Origin of the sequence: Pseudomonas sp. TUM22785, assembly GCF_028198105.1 — a bacterium.
Classification (GTDB): Bacteria; Pseudomonadota; Gammaproteobacteria; order Pseudomonadales; family Pseudomonadaceae; genus Metapseudomonas; species Metapseudomonas solani.
On the sequence record NZ_CP116239.1, the window covers coordinates 4,908,765 to 4,930,579 of the forward strand.

Here is a 21,815-nt window from a genome sequence, read left to right on the forward strand (position 1 = left end):
GCAACGCCAGGCCGCCGCGCTGCCAGCCCCACCAGGCCAGCGCCAGCAGCAGGGTCGCCCCCACGCCGAGCGCCAGCCCCAGGCGCAGGCTCATGCCAGTGCCTGCAGGCGCGCCACAGGCCGCTCGCGCACCGGCCAGTTCAGTGCCGCCGCCATCAGGCTGAGGAGGATGGAAATCTGCCAGACCATGTCGTAGCTGCCCGTGTGGTCATAGAGGTAGCCGCCCAGCCAGCCGCCGAGGAAGGCGCCGAGCTGGTGGAAGAGGAAGACGATACCACCGAGCATCGACAGGTTGCGCACACCGAACAGGGTGGCGACGGTGCCGTTGGTCAAAGGCACGGTGGAGAGCCACAGCAGCCCCATGGCGATGCCGAAAGCGTAGGCGCTCCAGATGCTCAGGGGCGAGTATACGAAGGCGACGATCACCACCGCGCGCAGCAGGTAGAGCACCGTGAGCAGGCGCGGCTTGGACAGGCGCCCGCCGAGCCAGCCGGCTATATAGGTGCCGAACACGTTGAACAGCCCCACCAGCGCCAGCACCGTGGTACCCACCTGGGCCGGCAGGTGCTGGTCCACCAGGTAGGCCGGCAGGTGCACGCCGATGAACACCACCTGGAAGCCGCAGACGAAGAAGCCCAGCGCCAGCAGCCAGAAGCCGGAATGGCCGCACGCCTCGCGCAGTGCCTCGCCCAGGGTCTGCTCATGGGCGGCCACCGGCAGCGGCTGGTCCTTGAGCATTCCCGCCAGGGGCACGATCAGCGCCACCAGCAGCCCCAGTGCCAGCAATGCAGACGACCAGCCCAGCCAGCCGATCAACCCGAGGGTGCCGGGCAGCATGGCGAACTGGCCGAAGGAGCCGGCGGCGGCGGCGATGCCCATGGCCATGCTGCGCTTCTCCGGCGGCACTGCGCGGCCGACCACGCCGAGGATCACCGAGAACGAAGTGCCCGACAGGCCGATGCCGATCAGCAGCCCCGCGCTCAGCGAGAGCCCCATGGGCGAGTGGGAATACCCCATCAGCACCAGGCCGACGGCGTAGAGCACCCCGCCGATCACCACCGTCTTCATCGCCCCGAAGCGGTCGGCGATGGCCCCGGTCACCGGCTGCGCCAGGCCCCAGATCAGGTTCTGCAGGGCGATGGCGAAAGCGAACACCTCGCGCCCCCAGCCGAACTCGGCACTCATGGGCGCCAGGAACAGGCCGAAGCCGTGGCGGATCCCCAGGGACAGGGCCAGGATCAGCGACGCCCCCAGAAGGATCCAGCCACTCGTGCGCCATACGGAAGTCATAGAAGGTCCTCTACGGGTATATACCCGCGTTATCGCGAAAAAATCAGTCCAGGGTTTCCAGTTCGCCCAGCAGCGACATCAGCGCATCGCGCCGCTCGTCACCCATGCGCTCGACCATCCGCTCCTGCACGCTTTCCCAGGCCTGCAGCGCCTGTTCGACACAGGCCTTGCCGCTGGCGGTCAGGGCCACCAGGCGGTTGCGCTGGTCCTCGCCCTCGCCCATCCGCACCAGGCCCCGGCCCTCCAGCACCCGCAGGTTGCGGCCCAAGGTGCTGCGGTCCAGCCCCAGGGCCTCGGCCAGGTCGGTGATGCTCGGCTGGTCAAGGCGCTGCAGGTTCTTCAGTAGCGAGTACTGGGCGACGTTGATCCCGACATGCTCCAGGGCGTCGTCGTAGATGCGGGTCAGGTTGCGGCTGGCGCGGCGCAGCCGCGTGCACAGGCATTGGGTCGTCATCATGGATGCGTGTATATACCCGCATCCAATCATCGTCAATGGAAATCAGCCGGGTGGCCGGCATTGTCCGAACTGCCAGAGGCCTCCGTTACGGCTGCCAAGGCCGCGCCGGCACGGGCGCCGTATAAATCGGCACGTCTGCCACCTGCGTTCCGAGGTTCACCGATGCCCAGCTACAAGGCGCCCCTGCGCGACACCCGTTTCCTGCTCAACGAGGTCTTCGACTTCCCCGCCCACTATCGTGCCCTGGCCAATGGCGGCGAAGCCACGCCGGACATGGTCGACGCCATCCTCGGCGAGTGCGCGAAGCTTTGCGAAGAGGTCATCGCCCCGCTCTACCACAGCGGCGACGAGGAAGGCTGCCACCTGGAGAACGGCGAGGTGCGCACGCCCAAGGGCTACAAGGAAGCCTACGACGCCTATGTCGCCGGCGGCTGGCAGGGGCTCTCGCACCCGGTCGAGTACGGCGGCCAGGGCCTGCCCATGAGCCTGGGCGCCCTCAAGCAGGAGATGCTCGGCACCGCCAACTGGCCCTTCTCCATGTACCCGGGCCTGTCCCTGGGTGCCATGAACACCCTGATGCAGCACGGCACCGAGGAGCAGAAACGCACCTACCTGACGCCCCTCACCGAAGGCCGCTGGGCCGGCACCATGTGCCTCACCGAGCCACAGTGCGGCACCGACCTGGGCCAGGTGAAGACCCGTGCCGACGCCAACGCCGACGGCAGCTACGCCCTCACCGGCACGAAGATATTCATCTCCTCCGGCGACCACGACCTTACCGAGAACATCATCCACATCGTCCTCGCCCGCCTGCCCGACGCGCCCAAGGGCACCCGTGGCATCTCCCTGTTCATCGTGCCCAAGTTCCTCCCGGGCGATGACGGCGGCCTCGGCCCGCGCAACGGCGTGAGCTGCGGCGCGCTGGAGAAGAAGATGGGGATCAAGGCCTCGGCCACCTGCGTGATGAACTTCGACAGCGCCACCGGCTACCTCATCGGCCCGCCGAACAAGGGCCTCGAATGCATGTTCACCTTCATGAACAGCGCACGCATCGGCACCGCCATCCAGGGCGTGGCCACCGCCGAACTGGCCTACCAGGGCGCCCTCGCCTACGCCCGTGAGCGCCGCTCCATGCGCGCCCTCTCCGGCACCAAGGAGCCGGGCGAGGTGGCCGACGTGCTGATGCACCACGGCGACGTGCGCCGCATGCTGCTGACCCAGAAGGCCGTGGCCGAGGGCGGCCGCGCGCTGGTCTACCTGGCCACCCAGTACGCCGACCGCATGATCGAAGGCATCCTGCAGAATGACACCGCCAAGTACGAGCACTGGGACGACAAGCTCGGCTTCCTCACCCCCATCCTCAAGGGCTGCCTCACCGAGCTGGGTCTGGAAAGCGCCAACCTCGGCATGCAGGTGTTCGGCGGCCATGGCTACATCCGCGAGCACGGTATGGAGCAGATCGTCCGCGACGCGCGCATCGCCACCCTCTACGAGGGCACCACCGGCATCCAGGCCCTCGACCTGCTCGGCCGCAAGGTGCTGTTGATGACCCAGGGCAAGGCGGTGCGCGACTTCAGCGGCCAGGTGGCGCGCTTCGCCCTCGACCTGCTGAAGACCGAGCCGGCCATGCGCGGCCGCGCCCTGACCCTACTCAAGCTCGCCGGGCAGTGGAACGTCCTGACCCTGCGCATCGCCCTGCGCGCGCGCAAGGACCGCGACCTGGTGGGCACCGCCAGCCATGACTTCCTCATGTACTCCGGCTACGCCGCCCTCGCCTACGCCTGGGCCCTGCAGGAAGCCGCCGCGCGCCGCCTGCTCCGTGATGGCGGCACCGAGTCGGAGGACTTCTACCGCGCCAAGCTGGCCACCAGCGCTTTCTACTTCGACCGCCTGCTGCCCCGCGCCAAAGGCCACGCCAGCGCGATGCTCAAGCCGACGAAATCGGTGATGGGCCTGCCGGGGGAGCACTTCATCTTCGACTGAGCCCCATCCCGGGTCTCCCCTGGGAGGCCCGGGATTGGCACGGCCTGGGCTAAAGCAGGCCCGTGGAAATGTCGCCGTCATACACCTGATGTTTCCTACAGCCGAACCCATGGATGAGGGCGCAACCGCTCTGCCCACCGGTGGTAGCGTCGCGCCGCCCTGAGCCCCCAACACGGACACGCCGATGACCACCACCCGAATCGCCTGGGCGATGCTCGCCCTGCTCGCCACCCCGGCCCTTGCCACACCCGAACCCCGGCCCGACGCCTACAACCTGCTGACCCACAACGCCTTCTTCCTCACGCCCCTGCCATTCAAGTTCAGCTGGAACAACCAGGAGCGCGCGCGCCTGATGACCCGCGCCGCGTACCTGGAGGATCGCGACCTGGTGATCTTCAACGAACTGTTCGACAACGCCGCCTCCGACATCCTGCTGAACGGCCTGAAGGACCGCTACCCGCACCAGACCCCGGTATTGGGCCGCTCCACCAGCGGCTGGGACGAGAGCACCGGCAACCCCGCCGCCAAGCTCGAGGACGGCGGCGTCGCCATCGTCAGCCGCTGGCCCATCGTGCGCCGGGTCCAGTACCTCTACCGCGACGCCTGTGGCGCCGACGGGCTGGCCAACAAGGGCTTCGTCTACGTCAAGGTGCTGCGCGGCGAGCGCCCCTTCCACGTCATCGCCACCCACACCCAGGCCGCCGACGCCGCCTGCCCCGATGGCGGGCAAGCGGTGCGGGAAAGCCAGTTCCGGGAAATGCGCGCCTTCATCGACCGGCAGAACATACCGGCGAACGAAGTGCTGTTCGTCGGTGGCGACCTCAACGTCGTGCGCGGCAGCGCCGAGTACCCGCGCATGCTGGCCCAGCTGGACCTACGCGCGCCTGATAGCTACGCCGGCGCCCCCGCCACCTGGGACACCCGGCGCAACGGTGTGACCGGCTACCAGTACCCCTACAAGGACAACGGCCCCGGCAAGGCGCCGACCAACCCGCCGGAATACCTCGACTACATCCTGGTTTCCAACCGCCACGGCCAGGTGTCCTACTGGCACAACCAGGCGCTGGACATGCCCTCCCCGCGCTGGAGCGCCAGCGACGGCGTCAACACCTGGCACTACCAGGACTACTCCGACCACTACCCGGTCGCTGCCTTCACCTACGCCGACCCGCAGCGCACGCCGCAGCAGGCCTTCAAGCCCACCGACAACCGCTACGCCCGCGTGGTGCTGCGCAGTGTCGACAACGGCAACGCCCTGCGCACCGGGGAGAAGGCCACCAACTGGGTCACCGTCACCGGCAACGGCCGCGACGACGCCAGCACCTTCAGCCTCAATGACTGGGACCACTTCGCCAGCTTCTGCGTGCGCAATGGCGACTATGTGACCCTGGAATCCCGCGCCTACCCGGGCTACTTCCTCACTTGGTACGAACACGGCGCCGGCAAGTATGGCTACTACCCGGCAGCCGGGAAGCCCTCGCGGCACCTGCGCGTGCAGATCGACAACGACCAGGGGCAATGCCTGAAGGACGGCGACCAGGTGGCGTTCATCGACTACAGCGGCCAGCGCCCGCTGCCCGGCCGCGACTACTACCTGAAGATCTGGCCCGACGGCGCCTGGAAGGACCACCTGTTCCTCTGGGGCGAGAGTTACGACGCCAGCCGCTTCCGCGTGGAGGTGGCGCCGACCGCGGTCTACGAGAACTGGTACGACAGGCTGCGTTTCTGAGCCCTGACAGCGCCGGGGCCTTGCGCCCCGGCGTTCACCCCAGCAGCGCCAGCGCCACCAGCACGGCCACCTCGGCCAGCTCCACCAGCGCCCCGGCCGTGTCGCCGGTGGTGCCGCCCAGCCGCCGCAGCAAGCCGCGTCGCCACCAGGCGAATACGGCCAGGGCGGCCGCCAGGGACACCAGCGCCACCCAGCCGAATACCAACCCGAGCAGCACATGGACGCCCAGTACCCAGGGCAGCTCCCGGCGAGGCAGGTGCTCGGCCAGGGCCTGCCCCAGCCCGCCCGGACGAACGTAAGGCGTGGTCATGAACAACAGCGGCAGCAGCCCCCGCGCCAGCCAGGGCGCCAGCAACAGCGCGGCGATGGGGCCCTGCTCCAGCAGGGCGACCAGGGCAGAAAACTTCAGCAGCAGGACCAGCCCCAATACGACCACGGCGATGGGGCCGCTGCGCGGATCCTTCATGATGGTCAGGGTGCGCTCGCGGTCGCCGTAGCCGCCCACCCAGGCGTCCGCCGTATCGGCTAGCCCGTCCAGGTGCAGGCCACCGCTCAAGGCCACCCAGGCGGCGAGCAGCAGCGCGGCCTTGAGCAGCACCGAGGTGTCACCCAGCAGCCATTCCAGCGCCAGCAGCGCCAGGCCGAGCAGCCCCCCCACCAGCGGGTAGAACAGCAGCGAGCGCCCCACCTGCACCGGCTCGGGCATGCCCGGCAGGCGCACCGGCAGGCGGGTGAGGAATTGCAGGGCGATCAGCAGCGGGATCATGGCAAAACGATCCGGTGCAGCGTGGCGTGGGGCACCTCCACCTGCATCAACTGGGCTCGGGGCAGGCCCCTCGCACGGGCCAGCAACAGGCGGATCACCCCGCCGTGGCTGACCACCAGCAGGCGCTGACCGGCGAAGCCTTCCTGCAGCCGAGCAGCCGCAGCGTGGACGCGGGCCTCGAAGTCCAGCAGCGTTTCGCCCCCGGGCGGGGTGAAGCTGTAGGGGTCGTTCCAGAACAGGCCCAGCCCGGCTTCGTCGGTGGCCATCAACTGGGCGGCAGTGCGGCCCTCCCAGGCGCCGAAATGCAGTTCGCGCAGGTCGGCATCGAAGCGCAGCGGCAGGTCCAGGCGCCCGGCCAGCTCCTCGGCGAAGCGCGCGCAGCGTTGCAGTGGCGAGGCGACGATGGCGTCCCAGGGGCCGGCCCCCTCCACCGCGCCGCGCATCTGCGCCCAGCCGGTTTCGGTCAGGGCGTCGTCCAGGCTGCCACGGAAGCCGGCACCCAGCTCGGTCTCGCCATGGCGCAGCAGGTCGATTACCAGGCTCATGCCGGACGGTCCGAGACAGCGGCTTCGGCGAAGGTGGCCATGCCGTTGTGCAGGTCGCAGGCCAGGCGCAGCAGCGGCAAGGCGATGGCGGCGCCGCTGCCCTCGCCCAGGCGCAGGCCGAGGTCGAGCAGGGTTTGCGCCTGCAGCTCCGCCAGCACCGCCTGGTGGCCCGGCTCGGCGGAACGGTGGGAGAACAGCAGCCAGTCGCGGCAGGCCGGGTTCATGCGCACCGCGCACAGGGCGGCCACGCTGCAGATGAAGCCATCCACCAGCACCGGGATGCCCCGCTGGGCGCAGCCGAGGTACGCGCCGGCCAGGGCGGCGACCTCGAAGCCGCCGAGGCGGCGCAGGCTTTCCAGCGGGCCATGGCAATGGGGGCTGTGCAGGGCCAAGGCGCGCTCGATCACCTCGGCCTTGTGCTGCACGCCCTTGTCGTCCAGCCCGGTGCCGGGGCCGACCAGTTGCGCCGCCGGGGTGCCCAGCAGCGCGCAGGCCAGGGCGCTGGCGGCGGTGGTGTTGCCGATGCCCATCTCGCCGCCGAGGTAGATGTCCGCGCCCGACTCCACCGCGCGCACGGCGCTGGCGCGGCCGGCCTCCAGGGCGGCCAGGCACTGGGCATCGCTCATCGCCGGCTCGCGGGCGAAGTTGGCGGTGCCGGCGCCCAGGCCCAGGTGCAGCACGCCGGGCAGTTTTTCCAGGGGCACGGCGGTGCCCAGGTCGACCAGTTCCAGGGTGGCGCCGAGGCTGTGGGCCAGCACGCTGATGGCCGCGCCGCCGCGCACGAAGTTGCGCAGCATCTCGCCGGTCACCGCCTGCGGGTAGGCGGAAACGCCCTCCGCCACCACGCCGTGGTCGCCGGCGAACACGGCGAACCAGGGGCGCGCCACCTCGGGGCGATCGCTGCCCTGCATGGCGGCCAGGGTGATAGCCAGGCCTTCCAGCTGGCCCAGGGCGCCTCGCGGCTTGGTCAACTGGTCCTGGCGGGCCTGGGCCCGGGTGCGGGCGACATGGTCCTGGGGCTGGCACTCGGCCAACCACCACGCGAGGGTGTTCATAGGGGCTCTCCCTTTAACAGCATGGGCAGGCCGGCGACGGTGAAGGTCACGCGGGTGCAGCACTCGGCCAGGGCCTGGTGCAGCCAACCGGCTTCATCGACGTAGCGGCGGGTCAGTTCGCCCAGGGGCACCACCCCGAGGCCGGTTTCATTACTCACCAACAGCACCCGCCCCGGTAGCTCGCCGATGCAGGCCAGCAGGGCATCGCGCTCGGCGACGAGGCGCGCCTCGTCCTCCAGCATCAGCAGGTTGGTCAGCCACAGGGTCAGGCAATCCACCAGCAGGCAGGTGCCGGGGGCGGCATGCTCGCGCAGCACCCGGGCCAGTTCGACGGGCTCTTCCACCAGGCCCCAGTGGTCGGGGCGGCGGGCGCGGTGGCTGGCCACGCGCTGGCTCATTTCGCCGTCCAGGGGCTGGCTGGTGGCGATGTAGGTGACGGCCAGGCCGGATTCAGTGGCGAGGCGTTCGGCCAGACGGCTCTTGCCCGAGCGGGCGCCGCCGAGGATGAGTTCAGCCATGGACGGGCTCCAGGCCGCAGAGGCGGCGCAGCAGGTCGGTATCCAGGTGGCGCTCGACCTGGTCGGCCAGGCGCTCGATGTCGCGCTCGCGCAGCGCCGGGTAGTCCACCGCCTGCACCTCGGCGAGGCCGGCCCAGCGCAGCAGCGCATCGCGGGCCTCGGCGCCTTCGAACAGGCCGTGCAGGTAGGTGCCGAGCACCTGGCCGTCGACGCTCATGGCACCGTCGGCGCGGCCATCGTCCAGCCACACCGCCGGTTGCTCCAGGGCAGCGCCGCGGCTGACCCCGGCGTGGATCTCGTAACCGGTCACTGGCGCGTTCTCCAGGCCCAGGTAGCCGCGCACGTTGCGCAGCTGCTTCTCCGGCTCCAGCACCGTGTCGAAGGCCAGCAGGCCGAGGCCGGCGCTGCTGCCGGCGGGCCCTTCCAGGCCATGGGGGTCGTCGATGCGCTCGCCGAGCATCTGCAGGCCGCCGCAGATGCCCAGCAGCTTGCCGCCGTAGCGCAGGTGGCGGGCGATGGCCAGATCCCAGCCCTGCTGGCGGAGGAAGGCCAGGTCGGCGCGCACGCTCTTGGAGCCGGGCAGCACGATCAGGTCCGCCGGCGGCAGCGCCTGGCCGGGGCCGACCAGGGTCAGCTGCACCTGGGGGTGCAGGCGCAGCGGGTCGAAATCGGTGTGGTTGCTGATGCGTGGCAGCACCGGCACCACCACCTTCAGCGCCTCGCGGGGCTTGGCGTCCTGGCGCCGGTCGATGGCGTCCTCCGCCTCCAGGTGGAAGTCGGTGAGGTACGGCAGCACGCCGAGCACCGGCTTGCCGGTGCGTTGTTCCAGCCAGTCGAGGCCCGGCTGCAGCAAGGCGATGTCGCCGCGGAAACGGTTGATCACGAAGCCTTTCACCCGCGCCTGCTCGCTTTCCGAAAGCAGCGCCAGGGTGCCCACCAGGTGGGCGAAGACGCCGCCCCGGTCGATGTCGGCGATGAGGATCACCGGGCAGTCCACCGCCTCGGCGAAGCCCATGTTGGCGATGTCGTTGGCGCGCAGGTTGATCTCCGCCGGCGAGCCCGCCCCTTCCACCATCACCACCTGGTAACCGGCTTCGAGGCGCTGGTGGGAGGCCAGCACCGCCTGCATCGCCACCTTCTTGTAGTCGTGGTAGGCGACCGCGTTCATCGAGGTGACGGCGCGGCCGTGGATGATCACCTGGGCGCCGGTGTCGGTATTGGGCTTGAGCAGCACCGGGTTCATGTCGGTGTGCGGCGCCAGGCCACAGGCCTGGGCCTGCACCGCCTGGGCGCGGCCGATCTCGCCGCCGTCGGCGGTCACCGCGCTGTTCAGCGCCATGTTCTGCGGTTTGAACGGCACCACCGCCACGCCCTGGCGCTTGAGCCAGCGGCACAGCGCGGTCACCAGGGTGCTCTTGCCGGCGTCGGAGGTGGTGCCCTGCACCATCAGCGTGGTCATGCGAGCTCCCGGGCGAAGCCGCTCAGGGCCTGGTCCAGGCGCCGCCAGCCGGCTTCGTCCGGTGGCAGGCCGAAGCGCAGGCTCGACGGCGTGAGGAACAGGCGAGTGAGGATGCCGTGGGCGGCGAGGTAGTCGTGCATCACCCCGGCGTGGGGCATGGCCACCCACTGGAACAGGGCGCAGCCACCGGTGGGCTGCAGGCCGTTGTCGGTGAGCAGGCGCGCCAGGCGCTGGCCGTCCACCAGCAGGCGTTCACGCTGCCGGGCCTGGCCGTCAACATCCTGCAGCAGGGTCTTGGCGATGAAACGGGCAGGGCCGCTCACGGCCCAGGGGCCGAGCAGCTCCTCCATTTCGTCGAGCAGCTCCTGGGCGGCACAGACGAACCCCAGGCGCAGCCCGGCGAGGCCGAAGAACTTGCCGAAGGAGCGCAGCACGATGAGCCCCGGCAGGTGGCTGATGCGCGCCAGGCTCTGGTCCGGGGTGCAATCCATGAAGGCTTCGTCCACCACCAGCCAGCCGCCGCGCTCGGCCAGGCGCGCATGCCAGTCCAGCAGCAGCTCCGGCGAGTAGCGCTGGCCGGTGGGGTTGTTGGGGTTGACCACCACCAGCACGTCCAGGCGGTCGATGGCGCGACGGGCACCGGCCTCGCTGATCTCTTCCAGGCGATGGCCGACCCGGCGCCAGGCGGCGGCATGCTCGGCGTAACAGGGCGAGAGGATGCCCACCTGGGAGGTACGGCGAATGCGCGGCAGTGCCTGGATGGCGGCCTGGGAGCCGGCCACCGGCAACAGGGTCGGGGCCTTGTAATAGCGGCGGGCGGCCTCTTCCAGGCCGTCGTCCTGCTCGGGCAGGCGGGCCCAGGCGGCGCCGGGCACCTCCGGCAGGGTCCAGTCGTAGGGCGCCAGGCCGGTGGAGAGGTCGAGCCAATCGGCCTCGGGGATGCGATAACGCTGCGCGGCGGCGCGCAGCCTGCCTCCATGCTCAAGCAAAGAGCCACCCTCCGATGATCAGCACGCCCACCCAGAGCATCACGCCCTGGCGCACCAGGTCCATGCCGCGGCCGATGTCTTCGGCCCGCGCGGGCTCGCCCAGCCCCAGGTGCGGGCGCTCGTGCAGCTCGCCGTGGTAGACGGCCGGGCCACCCAGTTGCACGCCCAGCGCACCGGCGCCGGCGGCCATCACCGGCCCCGCGTTGGGGCTGTCCCAGAGCGGTGCCTGCTTGCGCCAGCAGTGCAGCGCCACGGCCGTCTTGCCGAGCAGCGCGTAGGTCAGCGCCACCAGGCGCGCGGGAATGTAGTTGAGGACATCGTCGATGCGCGCGGCGGCCCAGCCGAAGCGTTCGAAGCGCGCATTGCGGTAGCCCCACATGGCGTCGAGGGTGTTGCTCAGGCGGTACAGCACCACGCCCGGCGCACCGGCCACGGCGAACCAGAACAGCGCGGCGAACACCGCGTCGCTGCCGTTCTCCAGTACCGACTCGGTGGCAGCACGGGCCACGGCGCCTTCGTCCAGCTCGCGGGTTTCGCGGCTGACCATGTAGCCGACGCGCTGGCGTGCCTGCTCCAGGTCGCCGGCCTCCAGGGCGCGGGCCACCGGCTCGGCGTGCTCGTTGAGGCTGCGCAGGCCGATGGCAGCGTAGAGGGCGATGACGCCCACCAGGGTGCCGATCCAGGGCAGCTCGGCCAGCCACCAGGCGGCCAGGGTCAGCGGCAGCACGGCGATCACCCAGGCGCTGACGCCATGGCTGCGCCAGCCACGGCCACCGGGGTTGAAGCGTTGCTCGAGGCGCTTGGCCCAGTTGCCGAAGGCCACCAGCGGGTGCCAGCGCCGTGGCTCGCCAAAGACGGCATCCAGCACCACGGCGGCCAATGTCAGCATGCCCAGGCTCATTCCTTGTTTCCCCACTGGTTCTCGAACAGTAATTCGGACAACGGGCGCGGCTGCGCCCAGCCCTCCAGCGCCAGCATCGGCGCCGGGTAGAAGGCCTCCACCGGGCCCAGGCAGAGCACCGCCAGGGGCTTGCTGCCGGGCGGCATGCCGAGCAGCTCGGCCAGGGCCTGCGGGTCGAACAGCGAGACCCAGCCCAGGCCCAGCCCTTCGGCACGGGCGGCGAGCCAGAGATTCTGAATCGCGCAGGCCAGGGACGCCATATCCATTTCCGGCAGGGTGCGTCGGCCGAAGACATGGGCCTCGCGCCCGTCCATCAGCGCGGCCACCAGCAGCTCGGCGCAGTCGCGGATGCCTTCGACCTTGAGCCGCATGAATTCGTCGGAGCGCTCGCCCAGCGCCTCGGCGGTGCGCACCCGCTCCGCCTCCACCAGGCCGTGGATGTCCTCACGCAGCGCCGGCTCGGTGACGCGGATGAAGCGCCAGGGCTGCATCAGGCCGACGCTGGGCGCCTGGTGCGCCGCCTCCAGCAGCCGTGCGAGCAGCTCGGGCGCCACCTCGCCGCCGCTGAAGTGGCGCATGTCGCGACGCTCGGCGATGGCGCGGTATACGGCGGCGCGTTCCTCGGGGCTGAAGGCGTTGTCGGTCATGGGCGCAGGAGCTCCGCCGCCGCAGCGGGATTGGAAGGCAGGTAGAAGTGGATATAGGACGCGGTGATGCGGCCGATGCGGAACACCGCCTCGGCCACCGGCTTGTCGTTCGGGCAGGTGCCGCGCGCCAGGGGCTGCAGCGACGAGTCGAGGCGCGAATGGTGGTAGGTGTGGCCACGCAAGGCACCGCCGGGCAGCTCGACTTCCTGCAAGGCCAGGGCCACCAGGCGCTTCTGCATCACCGCGCTACCGGGCAGCAGGCCCACCAGTTCGGCGCGCGCGCCTTCGGCGTCGGTCAGTGCATCCAGCAGGTAGAGCATGCCGCCGCACTCGGCGAGCATCGGCTTGCCAGCGTCGCAGTGGGCACGGATCGCCGCCGCCATGGCGCGGTTCTCCGCCAGCGGCGCCAGGTGCAGCTCGGGGTAGCCACCGGGCAGGTAGAGGCTGTCCACCTCGGGCAGCGCGGCGTCGGTCAGCGGCGAGAAGAACTGCAGCTCGGCACCCAGGGCGCGCAGCAGGTCGAGGTTGGCCTGGTAGGTGAAGGCGAAGGAGGTGTCGCGGGCGACGCCGATGCGCACGCCTTCGAGCAGCGGTTGCAGCTCATGGGCCGGCGGCGCCTCGAAGGCCACCGCCGGCGGCAGTTCCACCGAGGCGCTGGCGGCCAGGGCATCGGCGGCGGCGTCCAGACGTGCGTCCAGGTCGGCCAGCTCCTCGGCCTGCACCAGCCCCAAGTGGCGGCTGGGCAGCTCGACCTCGGCGCTGCGCGGCAGGGAGCCGTACCAGCGGATCCAGTCCGGCAGGCTGTCGCGGATCAGGTCGCTGTGACGCTGGCTGCCGACGCGGTTGCCGAGCACGCCGGAGAACGGCAGGCCCGGCTGGTAGGTGGCCAGGCCCACGGCCAGGGCGCCGAAGGTCTGGGCCATGGCGGCGCCATTGATCACCGCCATCACCGGCACGCCGAAGCAGCGCGCCAGGTCGGCAGCCGAAGGGGAGCCGTCGAACAGGCCCATCACCCCTTCGATAAGGATCAGGTCCGCTTCGGCAGCGGCCTCCCAGAGCAGGCGGCGGCTTTCCGCCTCGCCGATCATCCACAGGTCCAGCTGGTACACCGGTGCGCCGGAGGCACGGGCGAGGATCATCGGGTCGAGGAAGTCCGGCCCGCACTTGAACACCCGCACGCGCTTGCCCTGGCGGGTGTGCAGGCGCGCCAGGGCGGCGGTGACGGTGGTCTTGCCCTGGCCGGACGCCGGGGCGGCGATCAGCAGGGCCGGGCAATGGCGCGTGGAGGTGCTCAGAATTCCACCCCTTTCTGCGCCTTCACCCCGGACTTGAAGGCGTGCTTGACCAGGCTCATCTCGGTGACGGTGTCGGCGGCGTCGATCAGACCCTGGGGCGCGCCACGGCCGGTGGCGACCACGTGCTGCAGCTCGGGGCGCGATTCGATATCGCGGAGCACGGTCTCCAGGTCGAGGTAGCCGTGCTTGAGGGCGATGTTCAGCTCATCCAGTACCACCAGGCCCACCTGCGGGTCATTGAGCAGCTGCGCCGCGACGGCCCAGGCCTGCTGCGCCTTGTCGATGTCGCGCTGGCGGTCCTGGGTGTCCCAGGTGTAGCCCTCGCCCATCACGTGGTAGGCGACCTCGTCCGGGAAGCGGCGGAAGAAGGCTTCCTCGCCGGTGGACATGCCGCCCTTGATGAACTGCACCACGCCCACCTTCACCCCATGCCCGAGGGCGCGGGCGACCATGCCGAAGGCCGAGCTGCTCTTGCCCTTGCCATTGCCGGTGTGCACCAGCAACAGGCCGTACTCGTCCTGGGCTTGGGCGATCTTCTCGTCGATCAGGGCTTTCTTGCGCTGCATGCGCGCCTTGTGGCGGGCATCGCGTTCGATGGATTCGGTCATGGGGGCTCCTGTCAGAGGGCTTGGTAGCGGACGCTGAAGAACACTGCCTGCCCGGGCTGGTTGTAGTCCAGCGCGGTTTCGTAGTCGCCATCCAGCAGGTTGGTGACCTTGGCCTGCAAGCGCCACTCCTCGTTCAGCCAGTACTCGCCGCGCAGGTCGAGGGTGGCATAGCCGGCCACCTTGTTGCGGTTGGCCAGGTCGTTGTAGCTGCGGCCTTCGGCGTGCAGCGTGGCGCCCAGGCCGAAGCGGCCGATGCGCCGGTCCAGGTCGAGGTTGAAGCTCTGTTGCGGACGGCGCGGCAGCTCGTTGCCGGCGTTGCTGCCGTGGTCGCGGTTCTCGGCGTCGAGGAAGGTGGCGTTGGCGTTCCAGTCCCAACCCAGCCACTGGCTGCCGAGCACCAGCTCGAGGCCGTCGATACGGGCCTTGCCGATGTTGTTGGGGCCGCCGTACGGGCCGAGGGTGGAGTCGTAGGCGATCAGGTCGTCGACATGGGTGCGGTAGGCGTTAAGCGACCAGTGGCCCCAGTCGTGCTGCCCGGTGAGCGCGGCCTCGAAGCTCTCGGAGGTTTCCGCGTCCAGGCCCGGGTTGCCATAGCCGGGGTAGTAAAGCTCGTTGAAGCTGGGCGCCTTGAAGGCGGTGCCGTAGCTGAGGCTGAAGCGCAATTCATCGGTGAACGCATAGCCCCAGGCGGCGCTGCCGGTGTCGTGGGTGCCGAACTGCTCGTTGTCGTCACGGCGCAGCGACAGCTGCCAGTCCTGCTGGCCAGCTTGCCCCAGGTACTGGGCGAACCACCCCTGGTTGCGGCGCGAGTCCTGCTCGAAGGCCGTGGAGCTGCTGACCTGGTCACGCTGCCAGTCGTAGCCGAGGGTCAGCACGTGGCCTTCGGAGAGGGTCAGGTCGTTGAGCCAGGAGGCGCTGTCGCGCGTGGAGTCGAAGCGGGCATCGAACAGGCCATCGGTGTGGCTGGTGGACTTGTCCTCGCTGCGACCAGCCCGGAGGGTGATGTTCCAGATGTCCTGGGGGCTGAAGCGGGCGCGGCCGCCGATCACCTCCTGGCGGTTGTCGGCGTTGGCGCCGTGGCCGCCGAGGGGATGCAGGTAGCCACTGCTGTCGATGTCGTCGTAGTCGTTGTGGGCCTTGGCGCGCATCAGCGTGCCATCCAGCGCCAGGCCGCCGAGCTGCACACCGGCATTCAGGGTACCGGACAGGTTGCGGTAGCCGTCGGCGTCGGGCTCGTAGTAGTTGCTGCCCTGGCGGCGGGAGTTGATGCCGTCGGTGTCCTGGCTGCTGACGCCGAGGTTGTACCAGGCCTGCTCATCGCCACCGGCCACCCCGGCGCTGCCCTGGTAGCTGTCATGGGTGCCGTAGCCGGCGGAGAACCAGGGCTTCGCCGCGCCCTCGCCGTGCCCCTTGCGGGTGAAGATCTGGATCACCCCGCCTATGGCTTCGGAACCGTAGAGGCTGGAGCGCGGGCCACGGACCACTTCGATGCGCTCGATCAGTTCCACCGGCAGGTCCTGGAAGGCCGTGAGCCCGGCGCTGACGGAGCCGACCTTGACGCCGTCGATCAGCACCAGCACGTGGTCGGACTCGCTGCCGCGCATGAACAGCGTGGTGTTCTTGCCGGGGCCGCCGTTGTTGCTGAGGGTCACGCCCGGCACCTTGCGCAGCAGCTCGGGCACGGAGCTCGCCTGGCTACGCTCGATGGCCTCGCGGTCGATCACGGTGGTGGCGGCCAGGCTGGCGCGCACGGGCTGCTCGCTGCGGGTGGCGGTGACCACCTGCTCGTCGAGTTCGAGGGGGGCGGCGGCCAGCGGGGAAATGCACGAAATGCCGAGAACAGCCAGCAGCGCCGGCCTCGGGGAAGCGTATCGGTTCAAGATCGGTCTCCGTCGCGCCACCCGCGCGACCTTCTGGGGTGATGCATGGGCGATCCCATGCGCAGTCACACCAGGCCGGTCTCCGGGCTTGCGAGTGGAACCGTCGGTTCCCTTCCGCGCCTTCCCATGCCTGGGCACAGTGGCTGTTGCGGAGTCTGATTCGCCTACCGTTGCGGGGGCAGCGCCGGATTCTTCGGGAGAATGGACCGGCTTCCCTGTTTCACCCCGGCGGCATGGCCACGGGGCACCTGATGCAAGGCGCGCAGCTTAGTGGCCGGGGTGGCCAGGGTCAATCGACGGGCGGCGGGCGGGAAATAGGTCGAACCGACGGGGGCGGAGCCACGTCCACTCAACAGGACCCACTCCATGAGGAGACCTCCATGATCCGCGACCGCTATGCCTCCTGCATCCAGGCCTGCAACGCCTGCGCCATCGCCTGTGAACACTGCGCCGCCTCCTGCCTGCGCGAGGAAGACGCCGGGCACATGGCGCTGTGCATCCGCACCGACCGCGACTGCGCCGACCTGTGCCGCCTGGCCGCCCTGCTGATGGCCCGCGACAGCCCGCTGGCCGACGAGATCTGCCGCCTCTGCGCCATCGCCTGCCAGGCCTGCGCCGAGGCATGCGCCAAGCATGACCACGACCACTGCCAGGAATGTGCGCAGGCCTGCCAGCGCTGCGTGGTGGAATGCGAGGCGATGGCGAAGGCGGCTTGAGTCAAGCCACCCGCGCGCCCGCCTTGACCCGCTCCAGCACCGCCACCCGTTCGTCGACCTGCTCGGTACTGAACAGCCCGTCCGGCCCCGCCGGAGTCAGGTCGGTGAAGGGGGACTCGTAGAGCCTTCGGTAATGACGCTCGGCGATGGCCGGGGCGATGCTTGCCTCACCCAGCGAAAGTGCCAGCACGGCTCACATCACCAATGAGTCAAAGCCTGATGCAAAAGCACCACGTGTGCCTTAATCGACCAGCTCGGGATGGTGTTCGCGTAGCCAGCCAAGGGTGTGCTCGAGCAGGCTACGGGCCTCTTCCAGGCAGGTGGCCAGCATCGCCTCGGAGACCGGCTCACCGTCGTAGTCACTGAGATTGCGCTTGCGCCGCAAGGTATCGAGCACCACCAAGCGCTCGGGCTCGATGCCCATGCTCTTGGGCAGCGCCTGCAGAGCGGTCTGGTGATGGCCCGGCTGGCTGGTGGAGGTGCGGTAACCGTTGGCCAGCAACCCCACCATGGCGCATTGCAGCAGGCACTTGTAGGCGGCATCGAAGCGATTGTCCGCACTCAGGGCCTGCAACTGCGCATCGGCCAGGTTGCGGCTAGCGGCAGCGACCAGCCGAGCAACGGCAGCCTTGTCAGGGGTTACTTGCTGCAGACGCTGCAAGGCGAGCAAATTTTCCAAAGTCATCTTCTACTCCCTGTATGAACAGCCGCGGTCGACTCACCAGCTCGCGGATGAAGGGCTCGCCTTCGGCCAGCTTGCGCTGGAACTCCTCCCCCCCGTACAGCACCGGATTCACCTCACGACCCAGTTGCGCCTGGCAAGGGTTCAACGCCCGTACCAGGTCGACGAAGCCCGCCGAGCCTATCACCATCACATCCACATCACTGTGGGCCTGCTCCTCGCCTCGGGCCACGGAGCCGAACACGAAGGCGTACTCGATGGAGGCAGACAGAGGCGCCAAGGCTGCCCGCAGTACATCGACAACACCCGAAGTCTTGCGGAACAGCCCGGCCAGTTCCTCGAACACCGGGCACTGCCGATTGGCCTGGTAAAGCACCTGGTTGCCTTGCTGTGAACGCAACAAAAGGCCTGCCTCTGCCAAACGTGCCAGCTCCCGGTGCAGGGAGCCGGGGTGGGTATCGGTGATGCGCGCCAGCTCGCGCACATGCAGGGCCTGCTCGGGGTGTAGCAGCAACCAGCTCAGCACGCGCTGGCGTTGCAGGCCGAAAAGCGTATCCAGAAGGTTCATCTTGTAGCCGTTTTAGCTTCATTCGTAGCCGATTTGGCTACATTAAACCTCAGCGTGCCGCTCAACAAGATGACGAATGCAGATGTCAGATACCTGCAACATGAGCGTGCCAGCTCCAGTAGCCCGGACTTCAGTCCGGGGAATAGCCCAGCTCCCGGGCTGAAGCCCGGGCTACGGGGTGTCATGCCCGGCTCACCAGCGCGGTGGCGGTTGCGGTGGCCACCACCTTGCCGGCCTGCTCCAGCTCGGCGGAGAGGAAGCACACCTGACCGCCGCGCCGCTCCACACGCCCCCGACCGAGCAGCGTGCCGACCCGGGCGGGCCGGTGGAAGCTGACGTTGAGGTTCAGCGTAGGGGCGAACTCCCCCTCTCCCAGGGTCGAGGCCAGTGCCGGGCCCATGGTGTCGTCCAGCATGGCAGCGAGAAAACCGCCCTGTACGTTGCCCACCGGGTTGGTGAAGGCCTCGCCGGCCTCGAACGAGACCTCGATGGTTCCGGCTTCGCCATCCACCTTTAGAATACGAATGCCCAGGGTCGCGGCGGCCTTGGGGGGCGGTAGCTGGCCGTTCTGCACCTGCCAGAAAAACGCCTTCTCGTTCATTGCCTACTCCTTGTGGCTGCCGGAGCAGCATCGACGACCGGGCCGTAGCCCAGGATAAAAGGGGAATGGGAAGCGCGGCAGGGATTGCGCGGTAGACCCGTGAAGCGCAGTCCACCCTACGCCAGTGCGCCGGGACTGCCGATAGCCCGGACTTCAGTCCGGGGACTCGAACAGTCCGCCAACACGCCCTCCTTCACGCCTCCCACCCGGCGATAGCGGGCAAAAGCCTTTCCCGCGAGGAAGAGCGCCGGGCGTGGGATTTCCAGCATCCGCAGCTGCAATTGCTCGATCGTCTCGTCGAGGGCTTCGAAGCGATCGAAGGTGAGGACCAACTCGGCGTAGACCACCGCGTTGATCGCCAGTGCGTGCACCCGGGACTGAGCGCGCAACTGGTGGATCGACCAGTCGGCCCAGCGGGGATCATCGGCCAGGACGTCGATCAGCACATGGGTATCGACCAGCACCATCAGTCGTCGCCGCGCAGCAGGGCCATCAGCTCGTCGGTGCGCCACTGGCGCCCGGCCTTGCCGCGAGCGGCCTCGAAACGGTCCGCCGCCTGGGGCTCGGGGTCGACACGGTTGAGCACCACCTCGCCCTGCTGGTTGACGCTGAATTCCACGGACATGCCCGGGTGCAGACCGAGCGCATCGCGGATCGGCTTGGGGATCGTGACCTGGCCTTTGCGGGTGGCTGTGGTCGGCATGGCGGCATCCTCGGTATTACCAGAGGGATGACGGTAATACCTGGGCACGGGCGGGGCAACCGTGTGCCTTCAATGCCTCGGCTCGAACCCCGCCGGCTTGCCCGCCAGCCAGTCGACGAAGGTGCGCAGGCGTTCGTCGGCCATCAGCGCGTCGCGGCTGTTATAGGTCAGCGCCAGCTCCTTTTCGCTGAACAGGCGGTGGATCTGGTTGTGGCAGGGGCGGCAGACCCAGAGGGTGGCGGTAATGCGCTCGCTGCGGGCGAAGCGCTTCTGCACGTAGGTCTTGCCGTGCAGGGCCTTGGGGATCAGGTGATGGCGGGTCAAAGGCGCGGCGCGCTTGCAGAGTTCGCAGGCGTCCGGCTGGGGCGGCAGACGGATGGGCTCGGCCACGGACTCAGCGCTTGCGGCAGAGGGTCAGCCCGTCGCCGATGGGCAGCAGCGAGAGATCGACGCGGGCATCGGTCTTGAGCGCGCGGTTCAGGGCCTTGATGGCGCGGGTGTCGGCGCTGTCGGGGCTGGCTTCCAGCACGCGGCCGCTCCACAGCACGTTATCGAACAGCACCAGGCCACCGCTGCGCACCAGGGCCAGGGCGTGTTCCAGGTAGGCGGGGTAGTTGGCCTTGTCGGCGTCGATGAAGATCAGGTCGAAGCTGCCGGCCTGCCCTTCCCGCTCCAGGCGCCCGAGGGTTTCCAGGGCCGGGGCCAGTTGCAGGTCGATGCGGGCTTCGACGCCGGCTTCCTGCCAGTAGCGCCGGGCGACGGCGTTGTAGTCGCCGGGCAGGTCGCAGCAGAGGATACGGCCATCCGCCGGCATGGCCTCGGCCATCACCAAGGCGCTGTAGCCGGTGAAGGTGCCGATCTCGAGGATGCGTCGCGCGCCGGTGAGGCGCACCAGCATGGCCATGAACTGACCCTGCTCGGGGGCGATCTGCCAGCGCGCCGTGGGCAGTCGCGCGGTCTCTTCGCGCAGGCGCGCCAGCAACGGCGTCTCGCGCAGGGAAACGTCGAGCAGGTAGCGGTAGAGGTCGTCGTCGAGGTTGAGCGTCCGGGTGGTCATGCAGCCTCTCAGGGCGTGCTTGCCAGGTGCGAGTCGAGCAGCACGCGCTTGGCGTTCAGGTAGCTTTTCTGCCAGTAGCTGTTGGACAGGCTGTCGAGGCGCACCGTTCCGCCGCTGGAAGGCGCATGGACGAAGCGCCCCTCACCGACGTAGATGCCGGCGTGGCTGACCTGGCCGCCGCCATTGGTGGCGAAGAACACCAAGTCGCCGCTCTGCAGGGCGTTCATGCCGATGGTCGGCACGCGCATGGCGATGAGCTCGCGGGTGGAGCGCGGCAGGCTGATGCCGGCGGCGTCGCGGTACACGTAGCCGATCAGGCCGCTGCAATCGAAGCCGCTGTCCGGCGTGTTGCCGCCGTAGCGGTAGGGCGTCCCCACCAGACCAAGGGCGCGGAACAGCACGTCATCGGCCGCCGGCGAGGACGGCGCCTGGACCACGGGCGGGGTGTAGGTCGGAGCGGGAGCCGGCGCATGGCTGGAGCAGGCACCGAGCAGGGCGAGCAGCGCGATGAGGGTGAGACGGTGCAATGCGGGCATGGCAAGTCAGTCCTGACTTGAGGTTTGCACGCTAATGTGCTGATACCGCTCGAATAATGCAAGCAAAAAGCCATCGCCGCTGCGCTTGGGCGGCAACCCGTACCTATATAAAGGGAGGCGGAAACGACTCGGCCCGGAACAGAGTCCGGGCCGATGGGTGCATCTGGATCGCTATCAGCGGTGCATCGAACCCTGCGCCGAGGCGTTCATCGACGGGGAGACCTGCGCCAGGACGCGCTTGGCTTCCATGTAGCTGGCGTTCCAGTAGCGATCATCCAGGCTGTCGACCCGCACACCGCCGCTGCGGTGGCTGGAGGAATGGATGAACTGGTCGTCGCCGATGTAAATGCCGGCGTGGCTGACGCGACCACGGCCACGGTTGTTGAAGAAGACGATATCGCCCGGCTTCAGCTCGTTGCGCGCAATGACCGGCGCATCGAGGTTGATCATTTCACGGGTGGAGCGCGGCAGCTGGATGCCCGCTTCTTCCTTGAACAGGTAGCCGACGAAACCGCTGCAATCGAAGCCGGTCTTCAGCGAGCGACCACCGAAGCGGTAGGGAGTCCCCACCAGCTCGAAGCCACGCTCGAGAACGTTGTCAGCGAGGGACGGCAGCTGGTAGGGCTCGTCGTCCATCATGTCCGCCATGTCCTGGACGCTCGGCTCTTCGATGACGGCCTGAGGTTCCGGAGTGACGGCTACTTGCGGCTTTGGCGAGACACCGGCGCAAGCGGTAAGAAACAGTGCAAACGCAATGGGCACGAGGGGTGCGAAGCGACTGAGCATGGGCACGACCGTGTCGAAAATTATAAGAAGGCGCGAATATGCCC

Annotated in this window: 26 protein-coding genes and 1 riboswitch; of the genes, 3 read left to right on the plus strand and 23 right to left on the minus strand. The window is 69.0% G+C overall.

Translation table 11 applies throughout. The annotated features are described in order from the left end of the window. Positions 1-90: 90 nt before the first annotated feature. Together PI990_RS22125 and PI990_RS22130 are read right to left on the minus strand one after the other, a co-directional pair. The gene (locus PI990_RS22125) at positions 91-1,290 is read right to left on the minus strand and encodes an MFS transporter (protein WP_271658479.1); all 1,200 of its coding nucleotides are present in this window, start codon (positions 1,288-1,290) and stop codon (positions 91-93) included. A 43-nt stretch (positions 1,291-1,333) separates the two neighbouring features. Beyond that, positions 1,334-1,747 carry a MarR family winged helix-turn-helix transcriptional regulator gene (locus PI990_RS22130; protein ID WP_271658480.1) on the minus strand — a complete coding sequence of 138 codons (414 nt, stop codon included), beginning with the start codon at positions 1,745-1,747 and terminating at the stop codon, positions 1,334-1,336. 162 nt (positions 1,748-1,909) lie between these two features. Here PI990_RS22130 and PI990_RS22135 point away from each other — a divergent pair, with 162 nt between their 5' ends. Together PI990_RS22135 and sph are read left to right on the plus strand one after the other, a co-directional pair. Continuing rightward, a complete protein-coding gene (locus PI990_RS22135) occupies positions 1,910-3,730 on the plus strand; it encodes an acyl-CoA dehydrogenase C-terminal domain-containing protein (RefSeq protein ID WP_271658481.1) in 1,821 nt (606 codons plus the stop codon). A 184-nt stretch (positions 3,731-3,914) separates the two neighbouring features. Then, positions 3,915-5,459 carry a sphingomyelin phosphodiesterase gene (gene sph, locus PI990_RS22140; RefSeq protein ID WP_271658482.1) on the plus strand — a complete coding sequence of 515 codons (1,545 nt, stop codon included), beginning with the start codon at positions 3,915-3,917 and terminating at the stop codon, positions 5,457-5,459. Between the two features lie 34 nt (positions 5,460-5,493). Here sph and PI990_RS22145 read toward each other — a convergent pair whose 3' ends face one another. Genes PI990_RS22145 through btuB form a run of 11 tightly spaced genes read right to left on the minus strand, consistent with a single transcriptional unit; the run spans position 5,494 to position 16,122 of the window. After that, positions 5,494-6,225 carry an adenosylcobinamide-GDP ribazoletransferase gene (locus PI990_RS22145; RefSeq protein ID WP_271658483.1) on the minus strand — a complete coding sequence of 244 codons (732 nt, stop codon included), beginning with the start codon at positions 6,223-6,225 and terminating at the stop codon, positions 5,494-5,496. Next, positions 6,222-6,770 carry an alpha-ribazole phosphatase family protein gene (gene cobC / locus PI990_RS22150; RefSeq protein WP_271658484.1) on the minus strand — a complete coding sequence of 183 codons (549 nt, stop codon included), beginning with the start codon at positions 6,768-6,770 and terminating at the stop codon, positions 6,222-6,224. The genes PI990_RS22145 and cobC overlap by 4 nt, the downstream gene beginning before the upstream one ends. Beyond that, positions 6,767-7,825, minus strand: coding sequence for a nicotinate-nucleotide--dimethylbenzimidazole phosphoribosyltransferase (cobT, locus tag PI990_RS22155; RefSeq protein WP_043246193.1), 1,059 nt, complete (start codon positions 7,823-7,825; stop codon positions 6,767-6,769). Before cobT ends, cobC begins: the two co-directional genes overlap by 4 nt. Further along, on the minus strand, positions 7,822-8,343 hold the full coding sequence (gene cobU, locus PI990_RS22160) for a bifunctional adenosylcobinamide kinase/adenosylcobinamide-phosphate guanylyltransferase (RefSeq protein WP_271658485.1): 522 nt from the start codon (positions 8,341-8,343) through the stop codon (positions 7,822-7,824). The genes cobT and cobU overlap by 4 nt, the downstream gene beginning before the upstream one ends. Then, positions 8,336-9,802 carry a cobyric acid synthase gene (locus tag PI990_RS22165; protein WP_271658486.1) on the minus strand — a complete coding sequence of 489 codons (1,467 nt, stop codon included), beginning with the start codon at positions 9,800-9,802 and terminating at the stop codon, positions 8,336-8,338. The genes cobU and PI990_RS22165 overlap by 8 nt, the downstream gene beginning before the upstream one ends. Beyond that, the gene (gene cobD / locus PI990_RS22170) at positions 9,799-10,791 is read right to left on the minus strand and encodes a threonine-phosphate decarboxylase CobD (protein WP_271658487.1); all 993 of its coding nucleotides are present in this window, start codon (positions 10,789-10,791) and stop codon (positions 9,799-9,801) included. Before cobD ends, PI990_RS22165 begins: the two co-directional genes overlap by 4 nt. Further along, positions 10,784-11,692, minus strand: coding sequence for an adenosylcobinamide-phosphate synthase CbiB (gene cbiB / locus PI990_RS22175; RefSeq protein WP_271658488.1), 909 nt, complete (start codon positions 11,690-11,692; stop codon positions 10,784-10,786). Before cbiB ends, cobD begins: the two co-directional genes overlap by 8 nt. Continuing rightward, a complete protein-coding gene (gene bluB / locus PI990_RS22180) occupies positions 11,689-12,339 on the minus strand; it encodes a 5,6-dimethylbenzimidazole synthase (RefSeq protein WP_021222702.1) in 651 nt (216 codons plus the stop codon). The genes cbiB and bluB overlap by 4 nt, the downstream gene beginning before the upstream one ends. Beyond that, entirely contained in the window at positions 12,336-13,634 is a 1,299-nt protein-coding gene (locus PI990_RS22185; RefSeq protein ID WP_271661339.1) for a cobyrinate a,c-diamide synthase, read from the minus strand. Before PI990_RS22185 ends, bluB begins: the two co-directional genes overlap by 4 nt. Further along, on the minus strand, positions 13,631-14,242 hold the full coding sequence (gene cobO, locus PI990_RS22190; RefSeq protein WP_021222700.1) for a cob(I)yrinic acid a,c-diamide adenosyltransferase: 612 nt from the start codon (positions 14,240-14,242) through the stop codon (positions 13,631-13,633). Before cobO ends, PI990_RS22185 begins: the two co-directional genes overlap by 4 nt. Before the next feature lie 11 nt (positions 14,243-14,253). Then, positions 14,254-16,122 (minus strand): TonB-dependent vitamin B12 receptor, encoded by a 1,869-nt coding sequence (btuB, locus tag PI990_RS22195; RefSeq protein WP_442969290.1) that lies wholly within the window; start codon positions 16,120-16,122, stop codon positions 14,254-14,256. Between the two features lie 56 nt (positions 16,123-16,178). Beyond that, a riboswitch (cobalamin riboswitch) is annotated at positions 16,179-16,389 on the minus strand. Between the two features lie 113 nt (positions 16,390-16,502). Here btuB and PI990_RS22200 point away from each other — a divergent pair. Then, positions 16,503-16,838, plus strand: a complete 336-nt coding sequence (locus PI990_RS22200; RefSeq protein WP_043244950.1) for a four-helix bundle copper-binding protein — start codon at positions 16,503-16,505, stop codon at positions 16,836-16,838. A 1-nt stretch (position 16,839) separates the two neighbouring features. Here the strand turns inward: PI990_RS22200 and PI990_RS22205 are convergent, their stop codons facing one another. The 10 genes from PI990_RS22205 to PI990_RS22250 all read right to left on the minus strand — a co-directional run bounded on the left by PI990_RS22205 (position 16,840) and on the right by PI990_RS22250 (position 21,771). Further along, on the minus strand, positions 16,840-17,028 hold the full coding sequence (locus PI990_RS22205; protein WP_271658489.1) for a hypothetical protein: 189 nt from the start codon (positions 17,026-17,028) through the stop codon (positions 16,840-16,842). A gap of 51 nt (positions 17,029-17,079) precedes the next feature. Continuing rightward, a complete protein-coding gene (locus PI990_RS22210; RefSeq protein ID WP_271658490.1) occupies positions 17,080-17,523 on the minus strand; it encodes a DNA-binding protein in 444 nt (147 codons plus the stop codon). Then, positions 17,471-18,088, minus strand: a complete 618-nt coding sequence (locus PI990_RS22215) for a MarR family transcriptional regulator (protein ID WP_271658491.1) — start codon at positions 18,086-18,088, stop codon at positions 17,471-17,473. Before PI990_RS22215 ends, PI990_RS22210 begins: the two co-directional genes overlap by 53 nt. 181 nt (positions 18,089-18,269) lie before the next feature. Then, positions 18,270-18,689 (minus strand): PaaI family thioesterase, encoded by a 420-nt coding sequence (locus PI990_RS22220; protein WP_271658492.1) that lies wholly within the window; start codon positions 18,687-18,689, stop codon positions 18,270-18,272. 116 nt (positions 18,690-18,805) lie between these two features. Next, positions 18,806-19,156, minus strand: a complete 351-nt coding sequence (locus PI990_RS22225) for a type II toxin-antitoxin system VapC family toxin (RefSeq protein ID WP_271658493.1) — start codon at positions 19,154-19,156, stop codon at positions 18,806-18,808. Beyond that, entirely contained in the window at positions 19,156-19,392 is a 237-nt protein-coding gene (locus tag PI990_RS22230) for an AbrB/MazE/SpoVT family DNA-binding domain-containing protein (RefSeq protein ID WP_271658494.1), read from the minus strand. Before PI990_RS22230 ends, PI990_RS22225 begins: the two co-directional genes overlap by 1 nt. Positions 19,393-19,461: 69 nt before the next feature. Further along, positions 19,462-19,782 (minus strand): hypothetical protein, encoded by a 321-nt coding sequence (locus PI990_RS22235; RefSeq protein ID WP_184487955.1) that lies wholly within the window; start codon positions 19,780-19,782, stop codon positions 19,462-19,464. Between the two features lie 4 nt (positions 19,783-19,786). Beyond that, positions 19,787-20,449 (minus strand): class I SAM-dependent methyltransferase, encoded by a 663-nt coding sequence (locus PI990_RS22240; protein ID WP_271658495.1) that lies wholly within the window; start codon positions 20,447-20,449, stop codon positions 19,787-19,789. Between the two features lie 8 nt (positions 20,450-20,457). Next, positions 20,458-20,985 carry a C40 family peptidase gene (locus PI990_RS22245; protein ID WP_271658496.1) on the minus strand — a complete coding sequence of 176 codons (528 nt, stop codon included), beginning with the start codon at positions 20,983-20,985 and terminating at the stop codon, positions 20,458-20,460. A 174-nt stretch (positions 20,986-21,159) separates the two neighbouring features. Next, positions 21,160-21,771 (minus strand): C40 family peptidase, encoded by a 612-nt coding sequence (locus PI990_RS22250; RefSeq protein ID WP_271658497.1) that lies wholly within the window; start codon positions 21,769-21,771, stop codon positions 21,160-21,162. Between the last annotated feature and the right edge of the window lie 44 nt (positions 21,772-21,815).